Annotated in this window: 13 protein-coding genes; 11 read left to right on the top strand and 2 right to left on the bottom strand. The window is 68.1% G+C overall.

Going from position 1 to position 11,742, the window contains the following annotated elements; genetic code table 11:
• Positions 1-32 precede the first annotated feature (32 nt).
• On the top strand, positions 33-2,339 hold the full coding sequence (locus tag AC1DR7_RS01810; RefSeq protein WP_457318994.1) for a tetratricopeptide repeat protein: 2,307 nt from the start codon (positions 33-35) through the stop codon (positions 2,337-2,339).
• Between the two features lie 90 nt (positions 2,340-2,429).
• Entirely contained in the window at positions 2,430-2,621 is a 192-nt protein-coding gene (locus AC1DR7_RS01805; protein WP_457318993.1) for a hypothetical protein, read from the top strand.
• Between the two features lie 17 nt (positions 2,622-2,638).
• Here the strand turns inward: AC1DR7_RS01805 and AC1DR7_RS01800 are convergent, their stop codons facing one another.
• The gene (locus tag AC1DR7_RS01800) at positions 2,639-3,433 is read right to left on the bottom strand and encodes a cytochrome C assembly family protein (protein WP_457318992.1); all 795 of its coding nucleotides are present in this window, start codon (positions 3,431-3,433) and stop codon (positions 2,639-2,641) included.
• A gap of 131 nt (positions 3,434-3,564) precedes the next feature.
• Between AC1DR7_RS01800 and ffh the strand changes: the two genes are divergently transcribed.
• From ffh to AC1DR7_RS01755, 9 genes are all read left to right on the top strand, one after another.
• Positions 3,565-4,944 carry a signal recognition particle protein gene (ffh, locus tag AC1DR7_RS01795; RefSeq protein WP_256776430.1) on the top strand — a complete coding sequence of 460 codons (1,380 nt, stop codon included), beginning with the start codon at positions 3,565-3,567 and terminating at the stop codon, positions 4,942-4,944.
• Positions 4,945-5,083: 139 nt separating this feature from the next.
• Complete coding sequence (locus tag AC1DR7_RS01790) at positions 5,084-5,518, top strand: hypothetical protein (protein WP_457318991.1); 435 nt, start codon at positions 5,084-5,086, stop codon at positions 5,516-5,518.
• Positions 5,519-5,594: 76 nt separating this feature from the next.
• Positions 5,595-6,671, top strand: a complete 1,077-nt coding sequence (locus tag AC1DR7_RS01785; protein ID WP_478076373.1) for an NAD(P)H-dependent flavin oxidoreductase — start codon at positions 5,595-5,597, stop codon at positions 6,669-6,671.
• Positions 6,668-7,474, top strand: coding sequence for an aminotransferase class IV family protein (locus tag AC1DR7_RS01780; RefSeq protein WP_457320682.1), 807 nt, complete (start codon positions 6,668-6,670; stop codon positions 7,472-7,474). Before AC1DR7_RS01785 ends, AC1DR7_RS01780 begins: the two co-directional genes overlap by 4 nt.
• Before the next feature lie 111 nt (positions 7,475-7,585).
• Entirely contained in the window at positions 7,586-7,846 is a 261-nt protein-coding gene (gene rpsP, locus AC1DR7_RS01775; RefSeq protein ID WP_017356068.1) for a 30S ribosomal protein S16, read from the top strand.
• A 42-nt stretch (positions 7,847-7,888) separates the two neighbouring features.
• A complete protein-coding gene (gene rimM / locus AC1DR7_RS01770) occupies positions 7,889-8,401 on the top strand; it encodes a ribosome maturation factor RimM (RefSeq protein WP_256776434.1) in 513 nt (170 codons plus the stop codon).
• Positions 8,402-8,405: 4 nt separating this feature from the next.
• A complete protein-coding gene (gene trmD, locus AC1DR7_RS01765) occupies positions 8,406-9,164 on the top strand; it encodes a tRNA (guanosine(37)-N1)-methyltransferase TrmD (RefSeq protein WP_457320679.1) in 759 nt (252 codons plus the stop codon).
• A 156-nt stretch (positions 9,165-9,320) separates the two neighbouring features.
• On the top strand, positions 9,321-9,725 hold the full coding sequence (gene rplS / locus AC1DR7_RS01760; protein WP_256776436.1) for a 50S ribosomal protein L19: 405 nt from the start codon (positions 9,321-9,323) through the stop codon (positions 9,723-9,725).
• Positions 9,726-9,856: 131 nt separating this feature from the next.
• On the top strand, positions 9,857-10,225 hold the full coding sequence (locus tag AC1DR7_RS01755) for a DUF6404 family protein (RefSeq protein ID WP_256776437.1): 369 nt from the start codon (positions 9,857-9,859) through the stop codon (positions 10,223-10,225).
• Here AC1DR7_RS01755 and AC1DR7_RS01750 read toward each other — a convergent pair.
• On the bottom strand, positions 10,222-11,712 hold the full coding sequence (locus AC1DR7_RS01750) for an MATE family efflux transporter (RefSeq protein ID WP_478051557.1): 1,491 nt from the start codon (positions 11,710-11,712) through the stop codon (positions 10,222-10,224). The genes AC1DR7_RS01755 and AC1DR7_RS01750 overlap by 4 nt on opposite strands.
• Positions 11,713-11,742: the final 30 nt, after the last annotated feature.

The following is an 11,742-nucleotide window of genomic DNA, read 5'->3' as shown; positions in this document are numbered from 1 at the left end:
CAACATTACGCACTGCAGGACGACACGACCGCATGGATATCTGGAACTGGGTGGAAAAACTTCAGGACGATCTTGGCGAAGCCGGGCAGGTGCAGAGCGCACAGCTGCTGACGCGCTTGACCGATGAAGTCTGCGAACTGCGCCTGGACCGTGTGGATGCCCTGCTGCCCGAAGCGCGTGCATTGGGCAAGACGCTGGGCAATCCGTGGCTGGAGGTGTTCGTCGGCCATTGGGACATGCGCAATCGCGTCGGCAACCGCCTGGAGGGCGAGTCGGCGCTGGGCGACGCGGTGGCGCTGTTCGAGCGCGCGCACCGTGCCGACACGGTGGAGTGCCCGCAGTCGATCTGCGTAACCCAGGACCTGGCGGCCTGTTACGGCAACATCGACGGCCCCGGCTGGGTGCCGGAGCGCATCGAGGTCTGCGAGGAAACGCTGGCGCGGATCGATCCGAGCTGGGCGTGCTTCCAGTGCCTGAGCTGCGAGAAGGCCGATGCGTTGCTGGACGACGGCAACAGCCAGGGGGCCCTGGATTACCTGGACGTGCAGGCCGGCACCGTGCTGGCGCATGGCGGCAAGGTGTACGACAGCTTCCCGGAAATGCGCATCAAGATCCTCCTCGCCAGCGGCCGCGCGGCCGAGGCGCTGGCATTGATCGACGCGCGCCAGGCCGAAGTGGATGCCGAGGGCGACTACGAGCCGGCAAACTGCACCATCCCGCGCAAACTGTCGCGCGCATGGGCGCTGGCGCAGCTGGGCCGCGATGAAGAAGCGCTGGAATCGCTGGTGCCGTGGAACCAGTTGTCGCCGAACTACCGCCGCATGTGGGCGCATACGGTGGCGCTGCTGGTGCGCAACGCACCCGAGCGCAACAGCTGGGACCTGGGCCGCCGGCTCAGCGCGACCCTGGCGCATTACGCAGCGGTTGGCGCGCACCGCTTCGTGATCGAGATTGCCGGACTCTGCGTGGACATGGCGCTGCAGCGCGGCGCGGTGTGGACCGCACGGCGCCACCTGGCGCTGGCCCGGGAGCACCTGGACAGCCTGCGCCAGGACCGCGGTGCAAGCGAGGCCGTGGCCGCGATGGCTGCGCGCATCGATGCCGCCCCCGGCGCGGCGGCGTTGCCGGTGCCCGCCGAGGGCTTGCTGGACTGGCTGGTCGAACAGGGCGAGCAGGGCGACGGGCGCGACCCCGAACGCGAGGCGCAGTGGTTGCTGCAGGGCGTGGAGCAGCGTCCCGACGACGCGGCGATGCTGGATGTCGCCGCCTCGGCGCTGAATGCCTGCGGCGCCGAGAATGACGCGATTGCGTTGCTGTGGGCGTTCGTCGAGCGCCACGCGCATGAGGATGCCCCCCCGGCGTACTCCTTGATGGGCCTGCTGGTGCAGCGTGGCGACCAGGCCGGGCTGGATCGCCTGGCGCAGCATTACCAGGCGCAGGTGCCGGTGTTCGCACTGTGGTGCCAAGCGCAGATGGCGCACAAGCTCTCCGACTGGCCCGCGTTGGAGCAGGCGTGCAGCGCGCTGCTGGCCCTTTCGCCGCAGTCGCATGGCGCCCGCAACCTGCTGGCGATGGCCCTGATGGCCATGCAGCGCTTCCAGGACGCGGCCGCGCAGTACCGCCACCTCACCGAGGTACTGGAAGAGCCGCGCAGCGCGCACTGGGACCACATGACCGCCGCCAGTGCCGCCCGTGACTGGGCCGCCGTGCGTGGTTCGGCAGCGGCCATCGGCATGGAACTGAAAAGCACCGATGGCCCGGTCGAGGAATCCTTCGGCTGGGTGATCATCCGCTGCGCGGACGGCGGCGAGCCGATCGAATACTATGCGCGCCGCACCGGCCCGGTCACCGCGCGCATCGTCGAGAATGCGCCGGCCAACCGCCGCCAGCGCGTGAACGACTGGGTGGTGTTCGACGCCGAACTGGTCCATCCGGCCCCGGAGGACGAGCAGGAGCGAGAGCGTTTCATGCCCACCTACGCCGAAGTCCACCTGCTCCAGGGCGGTGGCTACGCCGGGAGCTGGCTGGTCGATGGCGTGCACCCCGGTGAAGACGCGTGGACCGCGTTCTCCGAGGCAGTGGAGGCCCGGGGCTGGAAGCTGTGGACGCACAGCCCGGACGATTACCAGCTCACCGATGCCCAAGGCGACGATGCGCCGCTGCCAGGCGTGCTGTTCACCGTGGCCCAGCCCCAGGAACAGCCGCCGCTGGACCTGCACCGGTTCCTGCTCGAGGCCACTGCGCACTGGCCGCACCGGCTGTGCTGGCTGCGCCTGGCCGAGGCCTGCGGCCAGGACGAGCAGCGTCATGTGGACGTGATCGAGCGCTACGGTCTGTAAGCGCCAGGCCGGGCGCGCCACTGGCGCGCCCGGCCCGTCCACAGGGGGGGAGGGGATATGCGGACACCCGGTTGGAAGATTTGCGGCGGCATGGCGCTGATGGCGCTGTGCGTGCCGGTGGTACAGGCCGCGCCGGCGTGTGACGACCCGGTGGCGGTGGTGCGCCGGTTCCAGCAGGCCAGTGTGGACGATCTGCTGGATGGCCAGGATGGCGAGATCGATGCACCGTTCGCGTCCGCGCGCATGGCACCCAGCGCGGCAGCCGCCTGCGCGATCCGCTGACCGGACCGCTGTAGCGTCTAGCGCGCTCGCCCGAACACCAGCTCTATAACGAACTGGCTGCCGAAGAACGCCAGCAGCAGCAGCGCCATCGCGGTCAGCGTCCAGTGCACGGCCTTCGCACCACGCCAGCCGTAACGGCGACGGCCGATCAGCAGGGTGCCGAACACGATCCACGACAGCACGCTGAGTACCGTCTTGTGCACCAGCTTCTGCGCCAGCAGGTCATCGACAAACAGCACGCCGGTGACCAGGGTCAGGGTGAGCAGCGCAAAACCGACCGCGATCACCCGGAACAGCAGCGATTCCAGATCGGCCAGCGGCGGCAGGGCGCGCAGCCACGGCCGGAAATCGCGGCGGCGCAGGGCGCGCTCCTGCAGCCAGAGCATGATCGCCAGCAACGCGGCCACGCTCAGGGCGGCATAGGCCAGCAGCGCCATCCAGGCGTGGGTGGCCAGCTGCCAGCCCAGCGGCCGGCTCGGCTCGTGACCGTAGGCGTGATAGGCCCACAGCACCGCTGCGGCCATCGGAAATACCAGGACACCCAGTGCCGCCATGCGCCCGCGCGCGGCCACCAGCGAGGTCAGCCAGGCCATGCCCAGGCTTACCAGCGACAGCGCGGCGAAGAAATGCATGTCCGGTCCACCGGTGGTGCGCATCGCCACCAGCACGTGGTAACCGCCGTGCAGCAGCATCGCCGGCAGCGCCGGCCACAGCCAGGCCGGGGAGGTCACCGCATCATCGCGGACGACCGCGCGCACCAGCAGGCCGGTGGCGGTCAGGTATAGCAGGGTCGCGATGAGAACGATTGTCATCGTTGCAGTTTCGCATACCCCCAAGCCACTGGCGATGCCTGCGGCCACAGGCCGCAGGCGCGCGCCGGGGCGCTTGGTGGACCGGCTATACTGTGCGTCTCTCTGTCTTTCGTTCTGAACAGGTTGCCTCCATGTTCGAGTCCCTGACCCAGCGCCTCTCCGGCACCATCGAGCGGCTGCGTGGCCGCGGTCGCCTCACCGAGGAAAACATCCGCGAGGCCACCCGCGAAGTCCGCATCGCGCTGCTCGAAGCCGACGTCGCCCTGCCGGTCGTGCAGGCGCTGGTCGAGCGCATCAAGGTGCGCGCGGTTGGCCAGGAAGTGCTCAAGTCGCTCACCCCCGGCCAGGCGCTGATCAAGATCGTGCGCGACGAGCTGACCACGGTGATGGGCTCGGCAGCGTCGGACCTCAACCTCAACGTGCCGGCCCCGGCGATCATCCTGATGGCCGGCCTGCAGGGCGCGGGCAAGACCACCACGGTGGGCAAGCTTGCCAAGCACCTGAAGGAAAAGCGCAAGAAGAAGGTGATGGTGGTGTCGGCCGACGTCTACCGTCCGGCCGCGATCGAGCAGCTCAAGACCCTGGCCGACCAGGTCGGCGTGCTGTTCTTCCCGTCCAGCGCCGACCAGAAGCCCGAAGCGATCGTACGCGCGGCCATCGATGATGCGCGCAAGTCGTTCGTCGACGTGCTCATCGTCGATACCGCCGGCCGTCTGGCCATCGACGAAGCGATGATGGCCGAGATCAAGGCGCTGCACGCTGCGGTCAACCCGGCGGAAACGCTCTTCGTGGTCGACGCCATGACCGGCCAGGACGCGGCCAACACCGCCAAGGCCTTCGGCGAAGCACTGCCGCTGACCGGCGTGGTGCTGACCAAGACCGACGGCGACGCCCGTGGCGGTGCCGCGCTGAGCGTGCGCTACATCACCGGCAAGCCGATCAAGTTCGTCGGTGTCAGCGAGAAGCCCGAAGGCCTGGACGTGTTCCATCCAGACCGTATCGCCAGCCGCATCCTGGACATGGGCGACGTGCTGTCGCTGGTGGAACAGGTCGAGCAGCAGGTCGACAAGGACAAGGCCCAGAAGCTGGCCGAGAAGGTCGCCAAGGGCAAGAAGTTCGATCTGAACGACATGCGCGACCAGCTTGAGCAGATGCAGAACATGGGGGGCATCGGCGGCCTGATGGACAAGCTGCCGGGTCTGGGCCAGATCCCCGAGCACCTCAAGCAGCAGGTCAGCCAGGGCAAGGAAGTGCCGCGCATGATCGCCATCATCAACTCGATGACCAAGAAAGAGCGTCGCAACCCGGGCCTGCTCAACGGCTCGCGTCGCGCCCGCATCGCGCGCGGCTCCGGCCTGACCCCGGCCGACGTCAACAAGCTCATGAAGCAGTACCAGCAGATGGAAAAGATGATGAGCAAGATGGCCGGCGGCGGCATGAAGGGCATGATGCGCAGCATGAAGGGGATGATGGGCGCCATGGGCGGTCGCGGCGGCCTGCCGTTCCGTTGAGGCATCCGGCAGCGCCCGGTCTCCGTGCCGGCCGCGCCAATTTCAGGTAAATGCGTCATCCGCGGCGGCGTAGTGCCTCTGGCGTTCCCCGCGTGTTGGGTGATTGACTGGCAGGCTTGGCAAATTCAAAGGAATGTTCGTGAACAAGTCGATGGTGGTGATGGCGCTGGCCCTTTCCCTGGCCGCGTGCAAGGACGACAGGACGATGTCGCAGAAGGCGGGCAGTGCGATCAGCGGCACCGCTGCCGATTTTGTCGCTGGCTTGGGTGAAGGCGTGGACAAGCGCATGAACGTGACCCTGCAGGCCGATCCGGGCCTGGCCGCGCGCGGGCTCACCGTGACCCTGGGCAAGAGCCGTGGCATGGGCTCCAAGGATGCGGCGGTGTACGTAGTGGCCGACAAGGCCTTCAAGGGCAAGCTGGTGGCGCGTGCACTGGATGCCGAGGGTGTCGAAATCGGCCGCGCGGCGGCCGAAGAAGAATTCGCCGCCGACGACGCCCGCTATGTCAGCTTCAAATTCAACGAAGAAATGGACAGCCAGCTGGTCCGCACCTACGCGGTGTCGGCACGCTGAATCCGGCCGGCGTGCATGCCGGGGCAGGGCGGTGCGGCGTATGCTGGCACCGTCTCCTTCTCCAGGTGCGCCGCGCGTGAGCCAGTCATCCATCCTCGAACGCGCCGACAGCTTCTGTCGGCGTTTTGCATTGCAGGCCCCGATCCTGCTCGCGCCGATGGCCGGCGCCTGTCCCGTGCCGTTGTCGGCCGCGCTGGCCAACGCCGGCAGCATGGGCGCGATGGGCGCGGTGTTGTCGCAGCCGCAGGACATCGTGGCGTGGATGACCGACTTCCGCGCGCAGTCCAGCGGTCCGGCGCAAGTGAATGTGTGGATACCCGATCCGCTGCCGCGGCGCGATGCCGATGCAGAAGCGGCCAGCCGTCGCTTCCTTGCGCAGTGGGGCCCGGAGGTGCCGGCCACTGCCGGTGATGCGGGCCCGGCCGATTTCGATGCGCAGTTCGACGCGCTGATCAGCGCGCGACCGGCGGTGGCCTCAACCATCATGGGCGTGTTTTCCGCCGCGCAGGTGCAGCGCCTGAAGGACGTGGGCATCGCCTGGATCGCCTGTGCGACGACCTTGTCCGAGGCGCGGGTCGCACAGGCCGCCGGTGCCGATGCGGTGGTCGCGCAGGGCGCTGAAGCCGGTGGGCATCGCGGTGCCTTCGACCCTGACGCGGCCGAACGCCAGTTGGTCGGGTTGTTCGCGCTGCTGCCGCGGCTGGCCGATCATCTGGACGTCCCGGTGATCGCGGCCGGCGGCATCGCCGATGGACGTGGCATCGCGGCGGCACTGACCCTGGGTGCCAGTGCGGTGCAGGTGGGCACCGCCTTCCTGCGCACGCCCGAGTGCAGCTTGAACCCGGCCTGGTCGCAGGCCTTGGCGGACGCGGAGCCGGAAGATACCTGGCCCACGCGGGCCTTCAGTGGTCGCCTCGGCCGTGGCCTGGCCACCGCGTATGTGCGTGCTGCCGCTGCGGCCGATGCACCTCCACCACGCCCGTACCCGGTGCAGCGCGGGCTGACCGCACCGATGCGCGCGCAGGCCACCGGTGACAGCAACGTCGATGCGATGCAGGCGTGGGCCGGGCAGTCCGCGTGGATGGCGCCGGCGCGCCCGGCGGCGCAGGTGTTGCAGCAGATGTGGTCCGACGCCCGGGCGCTGCTCCGATGAGCTTCTACTGCAATGGCCACCGCGCCAGCGCCGACGACCTGGCCGGCGCGTTGACCAACTACGGGCACTTCACTTCGTTGCAGGTGCGTGGCGGGGCGGTGCAGGGCCTGGACCTGCACCTGCAACGGCTGCAGCAGGGCACCGAAGCGCTGTTCGGCAGCGTCCTGGACCTGGGCCAGGTCCGGGCGTGGATGCAGCACGCGCTGCAGTCGGACGACCTGCGCGATGCCTCGCTGCGGGTCACGGTGTTCTCGCGCCAGTTCGATTTCCGCCAGCCGCTGGAAGCGGTCGCGGTGGACGTGCTGGTGGCGGTGGGCACGCCGGTCCACATGCCGGCCGACGCGCGGCGCGTGCGCACGGTGATGTACCAGCGCGAGCTGCCGCACCTCAAGCATGTCGGTACCTTCCCGCTGTTCGAGCAGCGCCGGCGCGCGATGCGGGACGGCTTCGACGATGCGCTCTTCGTCACCCCGGACGGGGAGGTTGGCGAGGGCACTACCTGGAACATCGCCTTCCAGCGTGGCCAGCAGATCGTCTGGCCGCAGGCCCCGGCCCTGCGCGGTACGCATGAGCGGCTGTTGCAGGCGGGGTTCGCAGGTGACGTGCAGCAGGTGCGCGAGGTGGCCTTGGCCGAACTGGACGGCTTCGACGGCGCCATCGCGTGCAACGCGGCCGGGGTCTGGCCGATCTCGGCGATCGACGCGGTCACCTTCGCCGCGTCGGAGGCCTTCTGCCAGCGCGCGCGGGGGATCCTGGAAACGGCCCCGTGGCAGCCGATCGGGGCAATTGGCGGCGTCGGGTAGGCCCTGTTCAGCTTCGGCGGTCTTCACAGACTTGGAATGACCGCAGGCCGCCGCTATAATCGCCGGCTTACCGCGCCATCCTGGCGACTGGGCAATTGAGGAAACAACACCATGGTCAAGATTCGACTGACCCGCGGCGGCGCCAAGAAGCGTCCCTTCTACCACATCATCGTGACCGACTCGCGCAGCGCCCGTGACGGCCGCAACATCGAGCGCGTCGGTTATTACAACCCGGTGGCCCAGGGTGCGGAATCCCGCATCGTGCTGGACCTGCCGCTGGTCGACAAGTGGGTTGCCAACGGCGCCCAGATGACCGACAAGGTCCGCAACCTGTACAAGGAAGCGACCAAGGCCCAGGCCTCCGCGGCCTGATCCTGAAGGGCCGCGCCTGCCGCGGTCCACCGGTCTATACAGATGAAAGATACCGAGCGCCGCATCCTGCTGGGCAGGATTGTCGGCGCTTTTGGTGTGCGAGGCGAGATCAAGCTCGAGTCCTGGACCGAGCCGCGTACCGCCATTTTCCAATACCAGCCCTGGATCCTGCGTACACCCGCCGGCCAGGAGAGCACCCTCAGCGGCGCGCGCGGACGTCAGTCCGGCAAGCATCTGGTCGCGGTGTTTCCCGATATCACCGACCGCGATGTGGTCGAGGCGATGTACGGAACCGAAGTTTATGTAGCACGCAGCGCGCTGCCGCCGCCGAAGCCCGACGAGTATTACTGGGTCGATCTGGAGGGGTTGCAGGTACGTACCGTCGATGGCGTCGAACTGGGGCGGGCTTCGCACCTGTTCTCGACCGGCTCCAACGACGTGCTGGTGGTACAGGGCGATCGTGAGCGGATGATTCCGTTCGTGCAGCCGGACTTCGTGGTGTCGGTGGATTTCGAGGCCAACCTGATCGTGGTCGACTGGGACCCGGAGTTCTGACCGGGTGCGTATCGACGTCATCACCTTGTTCCCCGAGTTCATGGCGCAGTCGGCCGCGCTGGGCGTGGTCGGCCGTGCGGCCGAGCGCGGCCTGCTCGACCTGCATGGCTGGAATCCGCGTGACTACGCCGCCGGCAACTACCGCCGGGTGGACGACCGTCCCTTCGGGGGTGGCCCGGGCATGGTCATGCTGATCGAGCCGTTGCGCGCCTGCCTGGCCGCGGCCAAGGCGGCCGATCCGGCGCCCGCGCCGGTGATCTACCTCAGCCCGCAGGGCAAGCCGCTGACCCAGGCCCGGGTGCGCGAACTGGCGGCCCTGCCGCGGATGATCCTGCTGTGCGGCCGCTATGAAGGCATCGATGAGCGCTTCCTCGAGGCCGAGGTCACCGAGGAAATCTCGCTCGGCGATTACGTCCTGTCCGGCGGCGAGCTGGGCGCGGCGGTCATCGTCGATGCGGTGACCCGTCTGCAGGAGGGCGCGCTGGGCGATGCCGAATCGGCGGTCCAGGACAGTTTCGAAGGCCCGCAGGGGCTGCTGGACTGCCCGCATTTCAGCCATCCGGCCCAGCATGAATGGGGCGAAGTCCCGGACGTGCTGCGCTCGGGCAACCATGCCGCCATCGCCCGCTGGCGCCGCCAGCAGTCGCTGCTGCGGACCTGGCTGCGGCGCCCGGACCTGCTGGACGAGCGCACGCTGTCCAAGGCCGACCGCCTCCTGCTGGAGCAGGCGCGGCAGGCCCTGCCCAAGGAATCGAACCCCTAGCGCAGGGGCCGGTTCTTGTTTACAATTCGGGATTGCCATCGGCCCTTTGGGGGTCGATTGGCAGGAATCCCTACAAAAAACGTGCAGCACAGTCCGGTGACTGCATGAGCCCACGTTGTCGAACGACACGACCACCCGAACACTACCGGTGCACCCATGAGCAAGCTGAACAAATCCATCCTTTCGGACTTCGAATCCGCCCAGATTACCCGCGAGCTGCCGAAGTTCAGCCAGGGTGACACCGTCGTCGTCAACGTGAAGGTCAAGGAAGGCAACCGTGAGCGCGTGCAGGCTTACGAAGGCGTCGTGATCGGCACCAAGAACGCCGGCCTGAACTCCGCCTTCACCGTGCGCAAGATCTCGCACGGCTACGGCGTCGAGCGCGTCTTCCAGACCCACAGCGCCATCATCGACTCGGTCGAAGTGAAGCGTCGTGGCAAGGTCCGCTCCGGCAAGCTGTACTACCTGCGTGGCCTGGAAGGCAAGGCTGCCCGCATCAAGGAAGATCTGGCTGCCGCTGCGCAGGCCAAGGCTGCCCGCCTGGCTGCCAAGGCCCAGTAATTCCCGCCGACGACTTCGGTTGTCGCGGTACCAGAACGGCCACCCTCGGGTGGCCGTTCTGCGTTTGACGTCCTGAACATCACAAGCACGTCAGGGAGCCATGCGCGCCCTGCGTTCGTTGAAGGAAAAACATGCAGGCTTATCCCGCTCGAATCCGTGCAGCGCTGCAGGTCATGCAGGCCGCCGGCGTCCCCGCGCAGATGCAGGCGCCGCTGTTGTACCGGCTGCTGTGGCGGACGGGCCTGGCCGTGCCGCCGCCAGTGCTGGCCGGTTTCGTCGCCAACGCCATGCTGATGGGCGCGATGTTCGCGCTGGGATGGGGCGGATTGATGTGGCTGCTGTTCGCGCGCAGCGCCATGCTGCCGACGGCGGGCGTACTGGGCGGTGCCGGCGTGGCCGGCCTGCTGTTCGGTGGCGCGATGGCACTGCTGATGCGGTGGCAGCAGCAGCGCTATCGCTTGCCGGCGTGGCGCGAGGTGCGCGACACCGACGCCGGTTAACCCGCGCGCGTCGGCGCGGGCTGCGGCGCCGCCGTTGCCGGTGCGTCCGGGTCCAGGTCGGCCACCGGTGAAGGCGGCATCGACGGCACGGCAGCCGGTGCGGCCATTTCGTCGCGGTGGGTCGGCAGCATGTGCGCCTTGCGCCAGCCGCCCCAGCGGTAATACGCCAGCGACATCAGCATCGCGCAGAACGAGCTGACCGGGAAACTCCACCACACCGCATCGGCGCCCCAGCTGTCCTGCAGCAGTTCGGCGAACGGCACGCGGATGCCCCACAGCGAGGCGGCCAGGATCAGCAGCGGCGGGATCACCGCACCGGTGGAGCGCACTACGCCGGAAATGACGAAGTTGACGCCGAAGAACAGGAACGACCACACCGCGATGTGGTTGAGGTGGCGCGCCACGTCCAGCGACTGGCTGGCTTCGGGCAGGAACAGCGCAAGGGTGTACCGGTCCAGCAGGATCAGCGGCAGGATCAGCACGCCGGTGAGCAGGAAGTTGTACAGCACGCCGCTGCGGGCGGTGCCGCGCACGCGGTCCCAGTTGCCGGCGCCGACGTTCTGCGCGGCCATCGACGAGCACGCCGCGCCGATCGCCATCGCCGGCATCTGCACGTAGGTCCATAGCTGCAGCGATGCACCGTAGGCGGCGGCCGTGTCGGTGCCGTAGCCGTTGACCATGCTCATCATCAGGATCATCGACAGCGAGATCAGCACCATCTGCAGGCCCATCGGCACGCCCTTGACCACCAGCGCGCGCAGGATCGTGGTGTCGATCTTGAACAGCGCCATGTCCTTGCGGCCCAGCCACAGCACATGGCGCTTGTTGCGCATGTACCAGAGCAGGCCGGTCAGCGACAGCGTCTGCGCGATCAGCGTGGCCCAGGCGGCACCGGCGATGCCCAGCTGCGGGAACGGGCCGATGCCGAAGATCAGCAGCGGGTTGAAGCCGATGTCCAGCACCACCGACAGCAGCAGGAAGCGGAACGGCGTGCGTGAATCGCCGACGCCGCGCAGCGCCGAGCTCAGGAACGCGAACGCATACAGCGTCGGCATCGCCAGGAAGATGATGCGCAGGTAGGCCTCGGCCAACGGCAGCGATTCGGCCGGCGTGCCCATGGCCGCCAGCAGCGGATGCGACAGCCACCAGCCGGCGATCGCGATCACCACCGACAGGCCGATGAAGAAGGTGGCGCTGGTGCCCATCACCCGGCGTGCCTGGGAAATGTCGCGCGCCCCCATCGCCTGGCCGATCAGGATGGTGGCCGCCATGCCGATCCCGAACACCGAGCCGATCAGGAAGAACATGATGTTGTTGGCGTTCGCGGTAGCGGTCAAAGCCGCCTCGCCGAGGAAGCGGCCCACCCAGATCGCATTCACCGACCCGTTCAGCGACTGGGCGATGTTGCCGGCCAGGATCGGCAGGGCGAACAGGAACAGGTTGCGCCCTATCGGGCCGGTGGTCAGGTCAAGCGGCGCTTTGGCCATGTGCTCTGGAGATCAAGCGTGGAGAGCGGC

Source organism: Stenotrophomonas sp. P5_A9 (genome assembly GCF_056400525.1).
Note: the sequence above shows the minus strand (reverse complement) of the source record. Positions and strands in the feature narration are given on the sequence as shown.

What these genes read in the sequence shown, in the direction of transcription:
- AC1DR7_RS01810 (WP_457318994.1), top strand. Translation starts at nt 33, where the DNA reads ATGGATATCTGGAACTGGGTGGAAAAACTTCAGGACGATCTTGGCGAA.
- AC1DR7_RS01805 (WP_457318993.1), top strand. Translation starts at nt 2,430, where the DNA reads ATGGCGCTGATGGCGCTGTGCGTGCCGGTGGTACAGGCCGCGCCGGCG.
- AC1DR7_RS01800 (WP_457318992.1), bottom strand. Translation starts at nt 3,433, where the DNA reads ATGACAATCGTTCTCATCGCGACCCTGCTATACCTGACCGCCACCGGC.
- ffh (WP_256776430.1), top strand. Translation starts at nt 3,565, where the DNA reads ATGTTCGAGTCCCTGACCCAGCGCCTCTCCGGCACCATCGAGCGGCTG.
- AC1DR7_RS01780 (WP_457320682.1), top strand. Translation starts at nt 6,668, where the DNA reads ATGAGCTTCTACTGCAATGGCCACCGCGCCAGCGCCGACGACCTGGCC.
- rpsP (WP_017356068.1), top strand. Translation starts at nt 7,586, where the DNA reads ATGGTCAAGATTCGACTGACCCGCGGCGGCGCCAAGAAGCGTCCCTTC.
- rimM (WP_256776434.1), top strand. Translation starts at nt 7,889, where the DNA reads ATGAAAGATACCGAGCGCCGCATCCTGCTGGGCAGGATTGTCGGCGCT.
- rplS (WP_256776436.1), top strand. Translation starts at nt 9,321, where the DNA reads ATGAGCAAGCTGAACAAATCCATCCTTTCGGACTTCGAATCCGCCCAG.
- AC1DR7_RS01755 (WP_256776437.1), top strand. Translation starts at nt 9,857, where the DNA reads ATGCAGGCTTATCCCGCTCGAATCCGTGCAGCGCTGCAGGTCATGCAG.
- AC1DR7_RS01750 (WP_478051557.1), bottom strand. Translation starts at nt 11,712, where the DNA reads ATGGCCAAAGCGCCGCTTGACCTGACCACCGGCCCGATAGGGCGCAAC.